The sequence below is a fragment of the Pseudomonas sp. AP19 genome, from assembly GCF_001728855.1.
Taxonomy (GTDB): Bacteria; Pseudomonadota; Gammaproteobacteria; order Pseudomonadales; family Pseudomonadaceae; genus Aquipseudomonas; species Aquipseudomonas fluorescens.
Genome location: NZ_LXJP01000073.1, coordinates 1 through 18,320 on the forward strand (window position 1 = coordinate 1; position 18,320 = coordinate 18,320).

At 59.1% G+C, this 18,320-nt stretch carries 15 protein-coding genes and 1 pseudogene; 7 read left to right on the plus strand and 9 right to left on the minus strand.

The window, feature by feature from the left end; translation table 11 throughout:
- Positions 1-114: 114 nt before the first annotated feature.
- Entirely contained in the window at positions 115-957 is an 843-nt protein-coding gene (locus tag A7D21_RS30455) for a mechanosensitive ion channel family protein (protein WP_053257766.1), read from the minus strand.
- Positions 958-1,093: 136 nt separating this feature from the next.
- Positions 1,094-1,579: a YajQ family cyclic di-GMP-binding protein gene (locus A7D21_RS30460; RefSeq protein WP_053257767.1), complete on the minus strand. Its 486-nt coding sequence runs from the start codon at positions 1,577-1,579 to the stop codon at positions 1,094-1,096.
- 122 nt (positions 1,580-1,701) lie between these two features.
- Between A7D21_RS30460 and A7D21_RS30465 the strand changes: the two genes are divergently transcribed.
- Genes A7D21_RS30465 through A7D21_RS30475 form a run of 3 tightly spaced genes read left to right on the plus strand, consistent with a single transcriptional unit; the run spans position 1,702 to position 5,283 of the window.
- Positions 1,702-2,619 carry a putative 2-dehydropantoate 2-reductase gene (locus tag A7D21_RS30465; protein WP_069553481.1) on the plus strand — a complete coding sequence of 306 codons (918 nt, stop codon included), beginning with the start codon at positions 1,702-1,704 and terminating at the stop codon, positions 2,617-2,619.
- 46 nt (positions 2,620-2,665) lie between these two features.
- On the plus strand, positions 2,666-4,702 hold the full coding sequence (locus A7D21_RS30470) for an ATP-binding protein (RefSeq protein WP_069553474.1): 2,037 nt from the start codon (positions 2,666-2,668) through the stop codon (positions 4,700-4,702).
- Between the two features lie 2 nt (positions 4,703-4,704).
- Positions 4,705-5,283, plus strand: coding sequence for a cob(I)yrinic acid a,c-diamide adenosyltransferase (locus A7D21_RS30475; protein WP_053257769.1), 579 nt, complete (start codon positions 4,705-4,707; stop codon positions 5,281-5,283).
- Positions 5,284-5,411: 128 nt separating this feature from the next.
- Here the strand turns inward: A7D21_RS30475 and A7D21_RS30480 are convergent, their stop codons facing one another.
- From A7D21_RS30480 to secA, 3 genes are all read right to left on the minus strand, one after another.
- Entirely contained in the window at positions 5,412-6,356 is a 945-nt protein-coding gene (locus A7D21_RS30480; RefSeq protein ID WP_053257770.1) for a Nudix family hydrolase, read from the minus strand.
- Between the two features lie 20 nt (positions 6,357-6,376).
- Positions 6,377-7,594, minus strand: coding sequence for a bifunctional glutamate N-acetyltransferase/amino-acid acetyltransferase ArgJ (argJ, locus tag A7D21_RS30485; RefSeq protein WP_053257771.1), 1,218 nt, complete (start codon positions 7,592-7,594; stop codon positions 6,377-6,379).
- Between the two features lie 122 nt (positions 7,595-7,716).
- Positions 7,717-10,452 carry a preprotein translocase subunit SecA gene (gene secA / locus A7D21_RS30490; RefSeq protein ID WP_053257772.1) on the minus strand — a complete coding sequence of 912 codons (2,736 nt, stop codon included), beginning with the start codon at positions 10,450-10,452 and terminating at the stop codon, positions 7,717-7,719.
- A 305-nt stretch (positions 10,453-10,757) separates the two neighbouring features.
- Here secA and A7D21_RS30495 point away from each other — a divergent pair, with 305 nt between their 5' ends.
- Complete coding sequence (locus tag A7D21_RS30495; protein WP_069553475.1) at positions 10,758-11,213, plus strand: DUF721 domain-containing protein; 456 nt, start codon at positions 10,758-10,760, stop codon at positions 11,211-11,213.
- 4 nt (positions 11,214-11,217) lie between these two features.
- On the opposite strand, the gene A7D21_RS30500 is transcribed toward A7D21_RS30495, so the two are convergent.
- Positions 11,218-12,696 (minus strand): helicase HerA-like domain-containing protein, encoded by a 1,479-nt coding sequence (locus A7D21_RS30500; RefSeq protein ID WP_053257774.1) that lies wholly within the window; start codon positions 12,694-12,696, stop codon positions 11,218-11,220.
- Between the two features lie 204 nt (positions 12,697-12,900).
- On the opposite strand from A7D21_RS30500, the pseudogene A7D21_RS36740 reads away from it, so the two are divergent.
- Together A7D21_RS36740 and A7D21_RS36745 are read left to right on the plus strand one after the other, a co-directional pair.
- Positions 12,901-13,935: pseudogene (locus A7D21_RS36740) on the plus strand (cache domain-containing protein); the annotation flags it as partial.
- A 93-nt stretch (positions 13,936-14,028) separates the two neighbouring features.
- A complete protein-coding gene (locus A7D21_RS36745; protein ID WP_371850819.1) occupies positions 14,029-14,793 on the plus strand; it encodes a methyl-accepting chemotaxis protein in 765 nt (254 codons plus the stop codon).
- 36 nt (positions 14,794-14,829) lie between these two features.
- Here the strand turns inward: A7D21_RS36745 and A7D21_RS35965 are convergent, their stop codons facing one another.
- Both A7D21_RS35965 and purU read right to left on the minus strand, forming a co-directional pair.
- A complete protein-coding gene (locus A7D21_RS35965) occupies positions 14,830-15,000 on the minus strand; it encodes a hypothetical protein (protein WP_167422773.1) in 171 nt (56 codons plus the stop codon).
- A gap of 86 nt (positions 15,001-15,086) precedes the next feature.
- Positions 15,087-15,935: a formyltetrahydrofolate deformylase gene (gene purU, locus A7D21_RS30510; protein ID WP_005790961.1), complete on the minus strand. Its 849-nt coding sequence runs from the start codon at positions 15,933-15,935 to the stop codon at positions 15,087-15,089.
- Positions 15,936-16,283: 348 nt separating this feature from the next.
- On the opposite strand from purU, the gene mvaT reads away from it, so the two are divergent.
- Positions 16,284-16,658 carry a histone-like nucleoid-structuring protein MvaT gene (mvaT, locus tag A7D21_RS30515; RefSeq protein WP_005790963.1) on the plus strand — a complete coding sequence of 125 codons (375 nt, stop codon included), beginning with the start codon at positions 16,284-16,286 and terminating at the stop codon, positions 16,656-16,658.
- Between the two features lie 90 nt (positions 16,659-16,748).
- Here mvaT and sbcB read toward each other — a convergent pair whose 3' ends face one another.
- Positions 16,749-18,176: an exodeoxyribonuclease I gene (sbcB, locus tag A7D21_RS30520; RefSeq protein WP_053257776.1), complete on the minus strand. Its 1,428-nt coding sequence runs from the start codon at positions 18,174-18,176 to the stop codon at positions 16,749-16,751.
- Between the last annotated feature and the right edge of the window lie 144 nt (positions 18,177-18,320).

Here is an 18,320-nt window from a genome sequence, read left to right on the forward strand (position 1 = left end):
CCTTTTTTATTGCAGTTTTATTTCAATGACGAAATAACTAGCAAGCTAACTAACGAGATTAAATGCTTGCATCGAACCTGACCTGTCGGCCAAGTTCGACGCCCCGCCACTTAGTTATTTCGCAACCGGTTCCTGCATCACGCGAATCACTCGCTGCGGGAACGGAATATCAATTCCCGCGCCTTTCAGGCGGTCACGCGCCAGTTCATTCAGCATGAACATAACGTCCCAGTAATCAGCCGTCTTGGTCCAGCAACGCAAAGACACGGTGATCGAGCTATCGCCCAGGGTCGACACCACGGCGACAGCCGCCGGGTCAGCCAGCACGCGTGGGTCTTTCGCCAGTTCCAGCAGCACTTCACGGGCTTTCTGCAGGTCAGCTTCATAGTCGACACCCACGTCGAACACCACCTTACGGGTCGGCTGACGGTTGGTGTTGGTGATGATGCCGTTTGAGAGGATGCCGTTTGGCACGATCACGGTTTTGTTGTCACCGGTACGCAACACGGTATGGAAGATCTGGATGCTGTCGACGGTACCGGAAGTGCCCTGGGCTTCAATCCAGTCACCGATGCGGAACGGACGGAACAACAGAATCAGTACGCCGCCAGCGAAGTTGGTCAGGCTGCCTTGCAGTGCCATGCCGATGGCAAAGCCTGCCGCTGCGATCGCCGCAACGAACGACGTGGTCTCCACCCCGATCATCGACGCCACGCTGATCACCAGCATGATCTTGAGCACGATGTTCACAATGCTGGTAACAAAGCTCTGAAGCGCCAGGTCTGCGTTACGCATGGCCAACAGACGACCCATCTTATGGGTCAATTTATTGATCAACCACCAGCCGATGGCCAGGGTGACCACCGCCAGCAATACGCGGCTGCCGTATTCCATAATCATCGGGATCCAGGTCTGCGAGGCCTTGACCAGGTGATCCACTTCAGCGTTTAAATCCATCTATCTTCTCCTGTTGCGCGGATGTGCGGCTTTATTGACTGCCTAAAAACGCAAATGAGCCCCGTAGGGCTCAAGTGTAGGCACAGAGTCTGGGGCGTGGGACGTCAAAAACGCCCACAGGTTCCCCAAAGTGCCATCAGTCGCGGAAGTTATTGAACTGCAGCGGCATGTCGAAGGTCTTCGCGCGCAGGGCAGCAATTGCCTCCTGCAAATCATCACGCTTCTTGCCAGTGATGCGAACCTGCTCACCCTGGATGGCGGCCTGGACTTTCAGCTTGGCATCCTTGACATGGGCAACGATCTTCTTCGCCAGCTCTTTGTCGATACCTTCCTTGAGGACCGCTTCCTGCTTCATCAGCTTGCCGGACGCGTAGGCCTCTTTGATTTCAAGGCATTGCGCATCAATCTTGCGCTTGACCAAAGACAGCTTCAGGATCTCGATCATCGCTTCCAGCTGGAAATCGGCTTCAGCGGTCAGGTTGACGGTCAGTTCCTTTTCCTTGAATTCGAAGCTGCCCTTGCCTTTCAAGTCATAGCGACGGTCCAGTTCCTTGACGGCGTTCTCGACGGCGTTGGTGACTTCGTGTTTGTCCAGTTCGGATACCACGTCGAACGAAGGCATGTCATTTCTCCAATATAAGGGGGGGCTCAGTAGAGATGGAGCGCGCCCGAGCTAAAATGCGCTGGCATTATAGCGGTTCTTTCGCCCCGTTCACCGTGAGCGACCCTACGGAGCACAAACTCATGTCGACCACCTGGCACATTCTCGGCGCCGGCAGCCTGGGCACACTCTGGGCCACGCGCCTGGCGCGCGCGGGCGTGCCGGTCAGGCTGATCCTGCGCGACACAACGCGCCTGGCCAGCTATCAGACGGCGAAAGGCCTGACCCTGGTGGAGCAAGGAATAGAAAGCACCTACCCAGTGAGCGGCGAAACACCTGACAGCCCCGAGCCGATTCATCGCCTACTGGTGGCGTGCAAAGCCTACGATGCCCAGAGCGCCATCGCACAGTTGCAACACCGATTGGTGCCAGACGCCGAACTGATCCTGCTGCAAAACGGCCTCGGCAGCCAGGACGCGGTGGCCGCGCAACTGCCCCAGGCGCGCTGCGTCTTTGCCTCCAGCACCGAGGGCGCATTTCGCGATGGCGACTGGCGCGTAGTGTTTGCCGGCCATGGCTACACCTGGCTGGGGGACGTTGGCCACCCGACTGCGCCGCTATGGCTGGAAGACCTGCACAGCGCCGGCATCCCCCACGAATGGAGCACTGACATCCTCACTCGGCTGTGGCGCAAGCTGGCCCTTAACTGCGCGATCAACCCGTTGACCGTGCTTTACCAGTGCCGCAACGGCGGCTTGCAAGCCCATCAGTGTGAAGTCGCAACCCTGTGCGCCGAGTTGGCCGAGTTGCTTGAGTGCTGCGGTCAACCGGCCGCCGCCGAGGATCTGCACAGCGAAGTGCAAAGGGTGATCCAGGCCACTGCCGCCAATTACTCCTCCATGTATCAGGACGTGGCCAACGCCCGGCGCACTGAAATCAGCTACCTGCTGGGCTATGCCTGCCTGGCCGCTGCCCGCCATCAATTGGTACTGCCGCATCTGCAACAGGTGCAGGCGCGCCTGGTCGACTACTTGCAAGCACGCGGATTGGCCAGCGACTGAGGCACGCGCTACCCTGCCTACCTGTCTATCACCTGGAAAAACCCTGATGCCACTGCGCCAGCGTCTTGAAAACCTACCGGTAGGGCAGAAACTGCTGGCCGCCCTGCTGGTGCTATTGACCACGGTATTGCTGGTGGCCAACCTGACGTTTATCAGTGCCGCCTATTGGATCTCCCAGGAAAGCATGGCGCCGCAGGCATTGCAGGCCATTGGTCGGCTGGTTTCCAGCCCGTCACTTGCCGCCGAAGCCCTTGAGTCGCCAGCCAAGGCCGACGCCCTGCTCAATGAGCTGACCAGCTATTCGCCGTTGCGCGCGGCGGCGCTGTACGACGGCGAGGGCACCCGCCTGGCGCAGATGCAACACGGCAATCGCCTGCATCTGCCAGACAACTACCGGCAGATCGAGGCGTGGCGCCTGACCGAATTTCGCAGCAACCAGGTCATCACCCTGCCCCGCGCCGGCCAGCCCTCCGGGCATTTACTGCTGGTGGCCAGCAGTGAGCTGCCGGTGGCCTTCTATACCGGCACGCTGACCGCCAGCTTGGGCATTCTGATTTTCAGTGTGCTGCTCTGGCTGGTCATCGCTCGGCAGATCAAACGCCTGATCACGCGCCCAATCCATGAACTGGAAGAACTCTCGCGCCAGGTGACCCGCGAGGAGAACTACGCCCTGCGCGCCGGACGCGGCAACCATGATGAAATCGGCAGCCTGGCCGAAGCGTTCAATACCATGTTGTCGCGTATCGAGGCTCGCGAGCAGCAGCTCAAACGCGCGCGCGATGACTCACAGGCTGCGTACGATCAGGCCCAAGGCCTGGCTGAGGAGACGCGTCACACCAACCGCAAGCTGGAACTCGAAGTGCAGGTTCGCAGCAAGATCGAGAAAAAACTCACCGGGTTCCAGAACTACCTCAACAGCATCATCGACTCGATGCCCTCGGCATTAATCGCGCTGGACGAACAGCTGTATGTCACCCAGTGGAACCAGGAAGCGACGGCCCTTTCCGGCACGCGCCTGGATGAAGCGTTGAATCAGCCGATCTTCCTCGCCTTCCAGCCGCTCAAGCCGTACCTGCCGCAAATCAAGGCGACGGTCGAGCAACACACGGTGGAACGCATTGAGCGCGTCACGTGGATCAAGGATGACGAGCCCAAGCATTACGCCCTGACCTTCTATCCATTGATGGGCGGCGCCGGGCGCGGCGTGGTCATTCGTATCGACGACATCACCCAGCGCTTGTCCCTGGAAGAAATGATGGTGCAGTCGGAAAAAATGCTCTCCGTCGGCGGCCTTGCCGCAGGCATGGCCCATGAGATCAACAACCCGCTGGGGGCTATCCTGCACAACGTGCAGAATATCCGCCGCCGCCTGTCTCCCGACCTGCCCAAAAACCTGGAGTACGCCGAACAGGCGGGCATCGAACTGGACACGGTCAACCACTACCTGCAAAGCCGCGAAGTACCGCAACTGCTCGACGGCATTCAGCAGGCAGGCGCCCGAGCGGCGAAAATCGTTACCCACATGCTCAGTTTCAGCCGCCGCAGTAATCGCCAGATGGCACCTTGCGATTTGCCGGCACTGATCGATCAGGCCGTGGAAATTGCCGGTAATGACTTCGACCTGACAATCGGCTTTGACTTCAAAGGCCAGGCGATCATTCGCCAGTTCGACCCGCAACTGGGCCCGGTTCCCGGCACTGCCAACGAACTCGAACAGGTGCTGCTCAACCTGCTCAAAAACGCCGCCCAGGCCATTCACCTGCGCGAAGACGACCGTGAGCCTGGGCGAATTATCCTGCGTACCCGCCTCAATCCGCCGTGGGCGGAGATCCAAGTGGAAGACAACGGCATCGGCATGAGCGAAAACGTGCGCAAACGCACGTTCGAGCCGTTTTTCACCACCAAGGAAATTGGCCAAGGCACCGGGCTTGGGCTGTCGGTGTCGTACTTCATCATTACCAACAACCATAAGGGGCAGATGGAGGTGCACTCCACCCTCGGCCAGGGCACCTGCTTCACACTGCGCCTGCCTTTGGCCGGCAGCCAAATGCCACCCAATGAACTGACTCAACTGGAGCAATGACCATGGGCTTTCGCCTGTCGAAGATCTACACCCGCACCGGCGACAACGGCGAGACGGGCCTCGGCGACGGCCGCCGCGTCCCCAAGGACCACCCTCGGGTGGAAGCGATTGGCGAGGTCGACACGCTGAACAGTCAGTTGGGTTTGCTGCTGGCCAACCTTGAAGAACAGAGCGGCAAGCATCCGGCACTGATGGATGTGATTGAAGTGCTCACACCCTGCCAGCATCGTTTGTTCGACCTCGGCGGTGAACTGGCAATGCCGGTGTACAAGGCGTTGAATGCGGCCGAAGTCGATCGGTTGGAAGCCGCGATTGATCGCTGGAACGAGGAAGTCGGGTCGTTGGAAAACTTCATCCTGCCCGGTGGCTCAGCGCTGATTGCCCAGGCCCACGTGTGCCGCAGCGTAGCGCGCAGTGCGGAACGGCGGTGTCAGCATTTGAATGCGGTTGAGCCGTTGGAAGGCCTGGGGTTGGCGTATATCAATCGGCTGTCGGATTTGTTGTTTGTGGCGGCCAGGGTGATTGCCAAGCGCCAGGGTGTTGCTGAAATTCTTTGGCAGGCGGCGGCTAAGCCACACTGATGTTTGTTTGGTGACTGATCTGGCCTCTTCGCGAGCACGCCCGCTCCCACATTTGACTGCATTCCAACGTTGAAACTCGGTCGAGTGTGGGAGCGGGCTTGCTCGCGAAGGGGCCATTCAGAACAACATTAAACCTCAGGCCAGAACGCCCGAATGCCCGCCACACCCTGAGCGCCAGCGTCCCAAGCCTGCTCCCGCTCGGCAGGCCCAACCCCGCCCAACAGAAACACCGGCTTGCTGAACCCACGGATCAACTGTGCAGCCAGCTCCCAACCCAACGGCTGGGCATCAGGGTGAGTCTGGGTCGGTTGCACCGGCGACAGCGTAACGAAATCCACATCCATCATTTGCGCCAGCGCCAGTTCTTCAGCGTTATGGCACGAGGCCGCCAACCAGCGATCCTTCGGCAACGGTCGGCCCTTGCTCGCGTATTTATGCAGCTGCGCCGAGGTCATGTGCCAACCCGCCGCCGGAAAATCCCCCAGCCATTCAAACGGCCCTTTGAGCATCAATTGCGCCTTGCCGGCACACAGGCCAACAGCATCCACCGCCAGGTCACGGTATTTCGGGTCGTAACCGTTGGGCGCACGCAGCTGAATGAGCTTGATGCCACCGGCAATGGCTTTCTGAATACCGCGCAGCAGCGTTGGGGTTTCCAGCTCACCCGGAGTAATCAGGTACTCGGCCGGTAACCGCGCCGCTGCGACGATTGGAGCATTGGCCGCAGGGAACTCATAGTTGGGCAAATCCCGCGGGGCGACCCATTCCAACGGCTGCCCTTCGGCACCATGGGGCTCGCCGGTAAAGGCCGAGACTTCCCAGACATCCAGCAACACCTGCTTGTCGGCGTAGTCATGCTGCACCTTGATCAACGGTCGCGCCGTGGTGACCTGAATGCCCAGCTCTTCCTTCAACTCGCGGGACAGCGCGGTGGCGACCGACTCTTCAGCCTCCACCTTGCCGCCGGGAAACTCCCACAGGCCGCCCTGGTGCTGAGTATCCGCGCGGCGCGCCAGCAGGATCCTGCCGTCGACACCGCGGATCACCGCTGCTGCTACATGCACTCGTTTCACCGCGCTTATCCTCTTGGCTATCAGGTGCGGTATTCCGCATTGATCTTCACGTACTCGTGGGACAGGTCAGTGGTCCAGATGGTTTCGCTGCACTCACCGCGACCCAGCTCGATACGGATGGTGATTTCTTCCTGCTGCATCACGGCAGAGCCTTGGGCTTCGGTGTAGGTTTCGGCGCGCGCGCCACGGCTGGCAATGCACACGTCGCCGAGGAACACGTCGATCTTGCTCACGTCCAGGTCAGGCACGCCGGCACGCCCAACGGCGGCGAGGATGCGGCCCCAGTTCGGGTCGGAGGCGAACAAGGCGGTCTTGATCAGCGGCGAATGCGCCACGGTATAGCCGACGTCCAGGCATTCCTGATGATTGCCGCCGCCGTTGACTTCAACGGTGACGAACTTGGTCGCGCCTTCACCGTCGCGCACGATGGCCTGGGCCACGTCCATGCACACTTCGAACACGGCCTGTTTCAGCGCCGCGAACAGCGGGCCCTCGGTGGAGGTGATTTCCGGCAGGCTGGCCTGGCCGGTCGCGATCAGCATGCAGCAGTCGTTGGTCGAGGTGTCGCCATCAATGGTAATGCGGTTGAACGACTTGTTGGCGCCGTCCAGCATCAGGCGCTGCAGCACGTCGCGAGAGACTTTGGCGTCGGTGGCAATGTAGCCGAGCATGGTGGCCATGTTCGGACGGATCATGCCCGCGCCCTTGCTGATGCCGGTCACGGTGATGGTCACACCGTCGTGCACGAACTGACGGCTCGCGCCCTTGGGCAGCGTGTCGGTGGTCATGATACCGGTGGCCGCAGCCGCCCAGTTATCCACAGACAGGTCGTCCAGCGCCGCTTGCAATGCACCTTCGATCTTTTCCACAGGCAACGGCTCGCCGATCACGCCGGTGGAGTATGGCAGCACTTGGCTGGCGTCCACGCCGGTCAGTTGGGCCAGCTTGGCGCAAGTGCGGGCTGCGGCGACCAGACCAGGCTCGCCGGTGCCGGCGTTGGCATTGCCGGTGTTGGTCAGCAGGTAACGGATCGGGCCGGCAACGCGTTGCTTGGCCAGGATAACCGGTGCGGCGCAGAAGGCATTGAGGGTGAACACACCCGCGACCGTCGAGCCTTCGGCACAGCGCATCACCACCACATCCTTGCGCCCCGGGCGTTTGATGCCGGCCGAAGCGATACCGAGTTCAAAACCGGCAACCGGGTGCAATGTGGGCAAAGGACCAAGACCAACAGCCATGAATGCGCTCCTTAAAAATAGGTGATGTCTGTGCCGTCGCTATCGACGGTGAATTAATGGCAAAACGCCGCGACGGCAAAAGCCGGTCGCGGCGCGGGGTGTTGCAGCGTCAGGCAAAAATCTTAGTTGATTTCGCCGTGGCAGTGTTTGAACTTCTTGCCCGAACCGCACCAGCACAGTTCGTTGCGGCCCAGCTTCTGATCATTGCGAACCGGGGCTTGAGCCAAGGCCACATCGACCTCTTCGCCCAGGACTTCCGGGGCTTCCAGACCGGGGGCTTCGTCATGCTGGAACTGCATGCGCGCAGCCAGTGCTTCGGCTTCCTGACGCAGGCGAGCTTCTTCCTCGATCGGGTCTTCGCGACGCACCTGAACGTGGGACAGCACGCGAATCGAATCGCGCTTGATCGAATCCAGCAGCTCGGAGAACAGCGTGAACGACTCGCGCTTGTACTCTTGCTTCGGGTTCTTCTGGGCGTAGCCACGCAGGTGGATACCGTGACGCAGGTGGTCCATGGTCGACAGGTGGTCTTTCCACAGGTCGTCCAGCACGCGCAGTACGATTTGTTTCTCGAAGGTGCGCAGTGCTTCGGCACTCGCCTGCTCTTCTTTCTCGTTGTACGCGGCCAGCAGCTCGGTCATCAGCTTCTCGCGCAGGGTTTCTTCGTACAGGTGGTCGTCTTCGTCCAGCCACTGTTGAACCGGCAAGTCGACCCCGAAATCGCTCTTCAACGCAGCTTCCAGACCGGCAACATCCCACTGCTCAGGCAGCGACTGTGGCGGGATATGGGCGCTGACGGTAGCGTTGAGCACGTCCTGACGGAAATCGGCAATGGTCTCGCCAATGTTGTCGGCGGCCAGCAACGTGTTACGCATGTGATAGATCACTTTACGCTGTTCGTTGTTGACGTCATCGAACTCAAGCAGTTGCTTACGAATGTCGAAGTTACGGCCTTCTACCTTGCGCTGGGCCTTCTCGATGGCGTTGGTCACCATGCGGTGCTCGATCGCTTCACCGGACTGCATGCCCAGGGCTTTCATGAAGTTCTTCACGCGGTCCGAGGCAAAGATACGCATCAGGCTGTCTTCGAGAGACAGGTAGAAACGGCTGGAACCGGCGTCACCCTGACGACCGGCACGACCACGCAGCTGGTTATCGATACGGCGCGATTCGTGACGCTCGGACGCGATCACCTGCAAGCCGCCGGATTCGAGCACAGCCTGGTGGCGTTTCTGCCAGTCGGCCTTGATCTGGGCGATCTGCTCAGGGGTCGGGTTGTCGAGCGAGGCCACTTCCACTTCCCAGTTACCGCCCAACAGAATGTCGGTACCACGACCGGCCATGTTGGTGGCGATGGTGAGTGCGCCTGGGCGACCGGCCTGGGCGATGATCTCGGCTTCTTTTTCGTGGAACTTGGCGTTGAGGACCTTGTGCTCGATGCCTTCCTTGTTGAGCAGGTTGGACACGTGCTCGGACGTTTCGATGGTTGCGGTACCCACCAGGATCGGACGCCCCTGGGCCATGCCGTCCTTGATGTCGTTGATGATCGCCGCGTATTTCTCTTCGGCGGTCAGGAACACCAGGTCGTTGAAGTCTTTACGCGCCAGCGGCTTGTTCGGTGGAATCACCATCACAGCCAGGTTGTAGATCTGATGAAATTCGAACGCTTCGGTGTCGGCCGTACCGGTCATGCCGGACAGTTTGTTGTACAGACGGAAGTAGTTCTGGAAGGTGGTGGACGCCAACGTCTGGCTTTCAGCCTGGATGTTGAGCCCTTCCTTGGCTTCGATAGCCTGGTGCAGGCCTTCGGACAGACGACGACCCGGCATGGTACGGCCGGTGTGTTCGTCAACCAGTACGACCTGGCCGTCCTGGACGATGTATTCAACGTTGCGATGGAACAACTTGTGAGCGCGCAGGCCCGCATACACGTGGGTCAACAGGCCCAGATTGTGCGCCGAGTACAGGCTTTCACCTTCGGCCAACTCGCCGATCTGGGTCAGCATCTCTTCGACGAACTGGTGACCGGCTTCGTTGAGCTCAACCTGACGGGTCTTCTCGTCGATGCTGAAGTGACCTTCTTTGGTCACCACGCCTTCCACTTCCTCGATGTGCTGCACCAGACGCGGGATCAACTTGTTGATCTCGGTGTACAGGCGCGAGCTGTCTTCGGCCTGGCCGGAGATGATCAGCGGAGTACGGGCTTCGTCGATCAGGATGGAGTCGACTTCGTCGATCACGGCAAAGTTGAGTTCGCGCTGGAATTTTTCTTCCATGCTGAACGCCATGTTGTCGCGCAGGTAGTCGAAACCGAATTCGTTGTTGGTGCCGTAGGTGATGTCGGCAGCGTAGGCGGCACGCTTCTCTTCCGGCGGCTGGAACGGCGTTACCACGCCGACGGTCAGGCCGAGGAATTCATACAGCGGGCGCATCCAATTGGCGTCCCGGCGGGCCAGGTAGTCGTTCACCGTCACAACGTGCACGCCCTTGCCGGACAGTGCGTTGAGGTAAACACCCAGAGTTGCCACCAGGGTCTTGCCTTCACCCGTACGCATTTCGGCAATCATGCCTTCATGCAAGGTCATGCCGCCGATCAACTGGACGTCGAAGTGGCGCATGCCCATGACACGCTTACCGGCTTCACGGGCGACCGCAAAGGCTTCGGGAAGCAGCTTGTCGAGGGTTTCACCTTTGGCTATGCGGGCCTTGAACTCTTGGGTCTTGGCGCGCAATTGCTCGTCCGAAAGGGCAACCATCTGCTCTTCGAAGGCATTAACCAGCTGCACCGTCTTGAGCATGCGTTTGACTTCGCGCTCATTCTTGCTTCCAAAAAGTTTCTTTAACAAAGGCGCAAACATATCGGCAGGTTCTTCCACACATAGGGATGGAGGGCGCACCGTGAGTGGCCCGAGCAGCCCTCACGGCCGCATGCGAACGCGCATTCTACCCGGAATCGTGGGTGAGGAAAGTGGCGTTGTTCCCCGATGCTGGCATGGGGCGGTGAGAGGGCCTGTTTAAAATAAGGGCTTTTGCGGGAACTTCAACCCATGGAGCGCAGAAGTTACCTATTGATTTCACGAGCATTACCCTGCTATCGCATTGCCTGGGGCCGCTCAGGCGCTTTCTGCTAAGATGGCGGCTCTGTTACTTAAGGTGTCTAAACATGGCATTTCGCCCTCTTACAGCCCGCGCGCCCAGCGTGTTGCTTCGCGAAGCCAAGCCGTTAAAAGCCATCTTTGGCCACGCACAACGCTTGGGCCATTTGCAACGCCTGGTCGAAAGCCAGCTGCAACCTGCTGCCCGTGAGCATTGCCATGTGGCGTCCTGGCGCGAGGGTAATTTGCTGTTAATTGTCACCGACGGCCATTGGGCAACCCGTTTGCGCTATCAGCAAAAACGCCTGCAGCGACAATTGATGGCATTTGATGAGTTTGCCAGCTTGACCCGTATCCAGTTCAAGGTGCAGCCGCCCACCGTGCAGCAAGGCGCGGTGGGGCACACGATGGACCTCTCGGAGAACGCTGCCGAAACCATTCAGGCAACGGCTGACGGCATCAGTGACCCGGGCTTGCGCGCGGCGCTCGAGCGATTGGCCGCCCACGGCAAACCCAAATCCTGAAGCGTTATTTGCGCTTGCTGCCGCCCAATAACGACCCCAACAAGCCCCGCACCAGCTGCCGCCCCATCTGATTGGCGGCCTGCTGCATCGCTGACTTGAGTGCCTTGCCAGCCGTGGTGCCCAGAAAGGCACCCGCTTTGTCGGTAAAGCTCGGCTCTTCGGCGGCGGGCTTCGCCTCTTCGCTGACCCCAAGTTCCTTGCGCGCCATCAGCACTTCATAGGCCGACTCCCGGTCAATCGGCTTGTCATACCGCCCCTGCAATGGCGAACTGGCGATCAAGGCCGCACGTTCGGCCTCGCTCAGCGGCCCGATGCGCGACTGTGGCGGTGCGACCAGCACGCGCTGGACGACTTCTGGTGTGCCCTTTTCCTGCAAAGTGCCCACCAATGCCTCACCGGTGCCCAACTCAGTCAATACCGACAAGGCATCGAACGCCGGGTTAGGCCGGAAACCGTCCGCCACGGCGCGCAAGGATTTCTGCTCTTTAGTGGTGAACGCACGCAGACCGTGCTGAATACGCAAGCCCAATTGCGCCAATACCGTGTCAGGCAAATCACCGGGAGACTGAGTGACGAAGTACACACCGACACCTTTGGACCGGATCAAACGGACCACTTGCTCCAGTCGGTCCTGCAAAGCCTTGGGTGTATCGGCGAACAACAAATGCGCTTCGTCGAAAAACAACGCCAGCAGCGGCTTATCGGCGTCACCGCGTTCTGGCAACTGTTCGAACAGCTCGGCCAGCAGCCACAGCAGGAAGGTCGCGTAGACCTTAGGCGCTTCATGCACCAAGCGGCTGGCGTCGAGCAGGTGGATGCGCCCACGGCCATCACTGGCCGGCTGCAAAATATCCTCAAGTTGCAGGGCCGGCTCACCAAACAAGGCTTCGGCACCTTGCTGTTCGAGCACGGCCAGGCGCCGCAGCAGTGCCTGGCTGGAGCCAGTAGTCATCAGCGCTGCATCGTCGCCCAGCAATTGCGGGTGATAACGCAGGTGGTTGAGCAATGCCTTGAGGTCCTTGAGGTCGAGCAGCAACAACCCTTCGCGGTCAGCCACCTTGAACGTGGCATAGAGTGCCGACTGCTGGCTGTCGGTGAGCTCCAGCAGGCTGCCGAGCAATAAAGGCCCCATTTCGCTGATGGTGGTGCGAAGCGGATGACCGGACTGCCCGTGGATATCCCACAGCGTCACCGGATAAGCCTTGGCCGTGTAGTTAAGGAAGGGCATACCCGCGATGCGCTCGGCGACTTTACCTTGCGGGTTGGCCGCCGCCCCCAGACCACACAGGTCGCCCTTGATATCCGCGGCGAACACCGCCACACCCGCCTCACTGAAGGCCTCCGCCAGGCGCTGCAACGTGACGGTCTTGCCCGTGCCGGTGGCGCCGGCAATCAACCCGTGACGGTTGGCCAGACGCATGGCCTGGGCGATGGGTTGGCCATCAAGGCCAGCGCCGATAAGGAGTTGCGAGGAATCAGGCATTTCGTCACCTTTGGTTAATCTTTAGTGCCGCCAGGTCGATACAGACAGATGTAAGACCCACAAAGTCTAAAAATAGGTCAGATAGCTCCTACAGGGACTCACAGAGCTATTACCAGCAGTATCACACCTTTTTTGACGCTGTCATTTTGCGTATCCCATGAGGATGCGCTTCGGATATTAAGACCTTAGCGGACCCTACAAGCCATGAATAAAAACCTGCGCTTCAGCCACAAGATCCTGCTTGCAGCCTCCCTTATCGTCATCGCCGCTTTCGCGCTGTTTACCCTTTATAACGACTACCTGCAACGCAACGCGATTCGCGACGACCTCAATAGTTACCTGCATGAAATGAGCGATGTCACCGCCAGCAATATTCAAACCTGGCTGACCGGTCGTATTGCCCTGGTAGAGAATGCGGCACAAAACATCGCCATCAATCCTGAACCCAGTGTGGTTGCCAGCCTGCTCGAGCAGAAGGCCCTGACCTCCTCGTTCATGGCAACCTACGTGGGTGACAGCAAAGGCGCCTTCACCATCCGCCCCGACACCAAGATGCCGGATGGCTTCGATCCACGGGTTCGTCCCTGGTATAAAGGCGCCCAGAGCAGCAACGGTTCGACCCTGACCGAACCTTACATCGACGCCGCTACCGGGCAGTTGATCATTTCTGTTGCCACCCCCAGCACCACCAAGACCGGCCAGAGCATCGGCGTGGTCGGCGGCGACCTGAGCCTGCAAACCCTGGTGGATAACATCAGTGCGCTGAACTTCGGTGACATGGGCTATGCCTTCCTGGTCAGTGCTGACGGCAAAGTGCTGGTGCACCCGGACAAAAACCTGGTGATGAAAACCCTGGCTGACGTGTACCCGAAAAACACACCAAAAATCAGCGGTGACTTCAGCCAAGTTGAAGCCAACGGCAAGGACAACATCGTCACCTTTACCCCGATCAAGGGCCTGCCGTCGGTGAACTGGTACCTGGGCGTCTCGGTGGATAAAGACAAAGCCTTCGCCATGCTCAGCAAATTCCGTACCTCAGCCGTCATCGCCACGATCATTGCCGTGGTGATCATCATCGCGCTCCTCGGCATGCTGATCCGTGTGCTGTTGCAACCCCTGCATGTGATGACCCGTGCCATGCAGGACATCGCCGATGGCGAAGGTGACCTGACACGCCGCCTGAGCATCCAGAATCACGACGAATTTGGCACGTTGGGTAACGCATTCAACCGTTTCGTGGAACGGATTCATACATCGATTCGCGAAGTGTCCTCGGCCACCGAGCAGGTCAACGAAGTCGCCCTGCGCGTGGTCAGTGCGTCCAACTCGTCCATGGTCAACTCCGATGAGCAGGCCAACCGTACCAACAGTGTCGCCGCCGCCATCAACCAACTGGGCGCCGCTGCACAAGAGATCGCCCGTAATGCTGCGCAGGCTTCCGGCCAGGCCAGCGATGCGCGGCAATTGGCCGAAGACGGTCAGCAAGTGGTCGATCGCAATATCACGGCGATGACCAAGTTATCCGCGATGATCAGTGCTTCCAGCAGCAATATCGAAGCGCTCAACAGCAAGACCGTGAATATCGGGCAAATTCTGGAGGTCATCACCAGCATTTCCCAGCAAACCAACCTGCTGGCACTTAACGCCGCGATCGAAGCGGCGCGCGCGGGGGAAGCCGGGCGCGGGTTTGCGGTGGTGGCCGATGAAGTGCGCAACCTGGCGCACCGCACCCAGGAATCGGCGCAACAAGTGCAAAAGATGATTGAAGAGCTGCAAGTCGGCGCCCGGGAATCGGTCAGCACCATGAGCGAAAGCCAGCGCCACAGCCTTGAAAGTGTGGACATCGCCAACCTGGCCGGCGAACGCCTCAACAGCGTGACCCAGCGCATTGGCGAGATCGACGGCATGAACCAGTCAGTGGCCACCGCTACCGAAGAACAGACCTCGGTGGTGGAGTCGATCAACATGGACATCACCGAGATCAACACCCTCAACCAGGAAGGTGTGGAAAACCTGCACTCAACGCTGCGTGCGTGTACCGACCTGGAGCAACAGGCATCCCGCTTGAAGCAGTTGGTGGGCAGCTTCCGGATCTGATGCGGACAGCCCGCCGCCTGGCATGGCGGCGGGTCACTATTCGTCCTTGGGCTCGAGTTTGGCCTGTTCGCGCGCCCATAGCTGCGCGGCACCGGGAAACTCGGTGCCGTCCTCTGCGTCCAGCTCATCCGGGTCGAACCGGCTCAAACACCCCTCCCCCAGCGTCGCCGGGGCTTTGGAGGTGGCTTTGTCCAGCGGATCGCTCATCCATCAATCCTCAATGAAAGGCAAAGAAAAAGGGCCTGGGACGATTTAACGCCCAGGCCCCTTATTCTTCAATAAGTACGTCGCGATCAGAACACGACCGTCTTATTGCCGTGCACCAGCACGCGATCTTCCAAGTGGTAGCGCAGGCCACGGGCCAGAACCATCTTCTCGACGTCACGGCCGAAACGCACCATGTCTTCGATGCTGTCGCTGTGGCTGACGCGCACGACGTCCTGCTCGATGATCGGGCCGGCGTCCAACTCTTCGGTGACGTAGTGGCAGGTTGCGCCAATCAGCTTCACGCCACGCAAGGAGGCTTGGTGGTAAGGCTTGGCCCCCACAAACGACGGCAGGAAGCTGTGGTGAATATTGATCACCTTACCCGCGTATTCGCGGCACAGTTCCGGCGGCAGGATTTGCATGTAGCGCGCCAGCACGACCACGTCAGCTTCATGCTGCTTGACCAGGCGAGAGACCTCGGCGAACGCCGGCTCTTTATCCTGCGGGTTGACCGGTACGTGGTAGTACGGGATGCCGTGCCATTCGACCATGCTGCGCAGGTCGTCATGGTTGGAAATCACACAGGCGATCTCACAGTCCAGCTCATCGCTGTGCCAGCGGTGCAGCAGGTCAGCCAGGCAATGGGACTCACGACTGGCCATCAGTACCACGCGCTTTTTCTGCTCCGTGTCGGTGATGTGCCAGGTCATCGAAAACTCTTCGGCGATCGGCGCAAACGCCTCACGAAAAGCTTCAAGGCCAAAGGGCAGCGTGTCGGCACGAATTTCGTGACGCATGAAAAACCAACCGCTGAGATCGTCCGAGTGATGGCTCGCCTCGGTGATCCAACCGTTGTGGGAGGCCAGAAAGTTACTGACTTTGGCAACGATGCCAACCCGGTCCGGGCAAGCAATCACCAGCCGAAAAGTGCGCATTAGGGGAAAACTCCAGAACTTCGCAAAGGTCGCCATTCTAGCGATTACGCAGAAAAACTGCAGTATTCCTTGCGGCTTAATCTGCACACCCGGCCTGGCGACATCCCTTAATAGCGTAAGGGTTTAGCGCTGCTATATGACGCTGCCACCGCACACTCAGGCAGTTATCAAAAATAAAACGAGATTATCTTTACGCCTACCACCTACTAATTAACTCGATTGCATAGCATTGCCACAAACATTCAAAGTAATTCACATAAATAGCTCCTTATATGTTTACTTGAGGAAATTGCCTGACTATTATTGGGCCACTCCCTGTCAATCAGTGCTCTACATAAGGTAGTCCCCATGTCTCTGATCAACGAATACCGCGCCACCGAAGAAGCTATCAAAGAGCTGCAAGCCCGTTTGAAGAACCTGTCCCAAGACGACAAGCTGCAAACCGAGCTGGAATTCGAAGGCAAACTGCGCACCCTGATGGGTGAATACTCCAAATCCCTGCGTGACATCATCGCGCTGCTGGATCCGGAATCGAAAGTCAAAGCACCTCGTGGCGCTGTGAAAACTACCGGCACCAAGCGTGCTCGCAAGGTCAAGCAATACAAGAACCCGCACAACGGCGAAGTGATTGAAACCAAAGGTGGCAACCACAAAACGCTGAAAGAGTGGAAAGCCAAGTGGGGCGGCGACGTCGTTGAAGGTTGGGCTACCCTGCTGGGCTAAGCCTGGTCGGGCTGGCGCCTGATATGCAACACATAAAAAACGCCAGCTTGCTGGCGTTTTTTATTGTCTGAATACTCTCCAATGACCAGGCTACAGGTCCAGGCGGGCCGCTAAAGAATCGGCATATTCCTGCCATTGGTGCAGCACCTGGCACTGAAACGATGTAGCACTAACGGCCAACTCCTCACGTGCCTGCTTAAATGCCAACAAGGTATTCGGCGCGCCCCACTCCGGGTTTGACAAACGTTGCTGGCAAAAAAGTTTCCAGCGCTGTTGCTCCTCGTTGTTCAAGGTCTCCGGGAAGTTACGAGCCCGGTAGCGGAATAATAATTCCGGCAATCGATGATCATCAAAAGGCCACTGCTGATGTGCTAACTGTGAAGGTTCAGCCGCTCGGACTTGTTCGCATAAACGCCGGTCGCGGTCACCAATAAAACCGTCATAGAGCTGCTGCTCCGGGTCCTGACTCGGCACAAAATCTTCCTCGGCATAAATCGCCGCCAACTTGTCGCGCCAAACTTCCTGTGCGTCAGTTAGTCGCAGCGCGCGTGCCTGACAGACATCCATATCCAACTGAAGGCGCTCACGATCCTGAGCCCTCAGCACACTCAAGGGCGCAACGACCGGACAGCGGTTGATATGCAACAACTTGAGCGGCACCGGCAGTTCACCGTCCGTCAGGTCGTCACGGCGCGTGTAGAGCCGCTGGCGCAAGGTATCGGCGTCCAGGTCCAGCAAACCCTGCGGGTCGAGCCCAAGGTCACAGACAATCAATGCATTGCGATTGCGCGGGTGCCAGGCCAGAGGCAGTACCACGCCCAGGTAATGGCGCGCGGCGGAAAAACGACCTGAGATATGCACCATGGGTTGCAACAGGCGAACCTGATCCATCACCCGCTGTTTGCTGCGCAGTTGGAATAACCATTCATACAGCTTGGGCTGTTTCTCACGGACCAAACGGGCCAAGGCAATGGTGGCGCGGACGTCGGACAACGCATCGTGGGCCTGACCATGGTCGATGCCATTGGCGTCGGTCAAACGCTCAAGCTTGAGGGTAACGCGACCATCCTGCTCGGGCCAGACAATGCCTTCGGGGCGCAGCGCATAGGCTGTGCGGACCACGTCGATCAAGTCCCAGCGACTGTTGCCGCCCTGCCACTCCCGGGCGTAGGGGTCAAAAAAGTTGCGGTACAGGCTGTAGCGCGTCATTTCATCATCAAAGCGCAAAGTGTTGTAACCGGCCCCACAGGTGCCCGGCGCGGCCAACTCGGCGTGTACGCGCGTCATGAAGTCGGCTTCGGCCAGGCCCTTCTCTGCCAGGATGTCGGGGGTAATACCGGTTATCGCGCAGGCCGCCGGGTGCGGCAGGATGTCGTCGCTCGGCCGGCAATAAAGGTTGACCGGCGGGCCGACCTCGTTGAGTTCGAGGTCGGTACGAACACCGGCGACCTGGAGCGGACGATCGCTGCGCGGGTTGATGCCGGTGGTTTCATAGTCGTACCAGAAAAGGGTAGTCACGGGCTGTTCCTGTGCTGAAGATCGGCAAAGTCTAGGCGCTGTAATACGTCCGGGGCCAGCAATACCTGACCTGTACAAACATCCAGCAAAACCTTGAATGGTTGCTTCCGCCGTCGACACTGCTAGCATCCGTGCATTCCAGCC

What these genes read in the sequence shown, in the direction of transcription:
- secA (WP_053257772.1), bottom strand. Translation starts at nt 10,452, where the DNA reads ATGTTTGCGCCTTTGTTAAAGAAACTTTTTGGAAGCAAGAATGAGCGC.
- A7D21_RS30460 (WP_053257767.1), bottom strand. Translation starts at nt 1,579, where the DNA reads ATGCCTTCGTTCGACGTGGTATCCGAACTGGACAAACACGAAGTCACC.
- A7D21_RS30500 (WP_053257774.1), bottom strand. Translation starts at nt 12,696, where the DNA reads ATGCCTGATTCCTCGCAACTCCTTATCGGCGCTGGCCTTGATGGCCAA.
- argJ (WP_053257771.1), bottom strand. Translation starts at nt 7,594, where the DNA reads ATGGCTGTTGGTCTTGGTCCTTTGCCCACATTGCACCCGGTTGCCGGT.
- A7D21_RS30465 (WP_069553481.1), top strand. Translation starts at nt 1,702, where the DNA reads ATGTCGACCACCTGGCACATTCTCGGCGCCGGCAGCCTGGGCACACTC.
- A7D21_RS36745 (WP_371850819.1), top strand. Translation starts at nt 14,029, where the DNA reads ATGGTCAACTCCGATGAGCAGGCCAACCGTACCAACAGTGTCGCCGCC.
- purU (WP_005790961.1), bottom strand. Translation starts at nt 15,935, where the DNA reads ATGCGCACTTTTCGGCTGGTGATTGCTTGCCCGGACCGGGTTGGCATC.
- mvaT (WP_005790963.1), top strand. Translation starts at nt 16,284, where the DNA reads ATGTCTCTGATCAACGAATACCGCGCCACCGAAGAAGCTATCAAAGAG.
- A7D21_RS35965 (WP_167422773.1), bottom strand. Translation starts at nt 15,000, where the DNA reads ATGAGCGATCCGCTGGACAAAGCCACCTCCAAAGCCCCGGCGACGCTG.
- A7D21_RS30455 (WP_053257766.1), bottom strand. Translation starts at nt 957, where the DNA reads ATGGATTTAAACGCTGAAGTGGATCACCTGGTCAAGGCCTCGCAGACC.
- A7D21_RS30475 (WP_053257769.1), top strand. Translation starts at nt 4,705, where the DNA reads ATGGGCTTTCGCCTGTCGAAGATCTACACCCGCACCGGCGACAACGGC.
- A7D21_RS30495 (WP_069553475.1), top strand. Translation starts at nt 10,758, where the DNA reads ATGGCATTTCGCCCTCTTACAGCCCGCGCGCCCAGCGTGTTGCTTCGC.
- A7D21_RS30470 (WP_069553474.1), top strand. Translation starts at nt 2,666, where the DNA reads ATGCCACTGCGCCAGCGTCTTGAAAACCTACCGGTAGGGCAGAAACTG.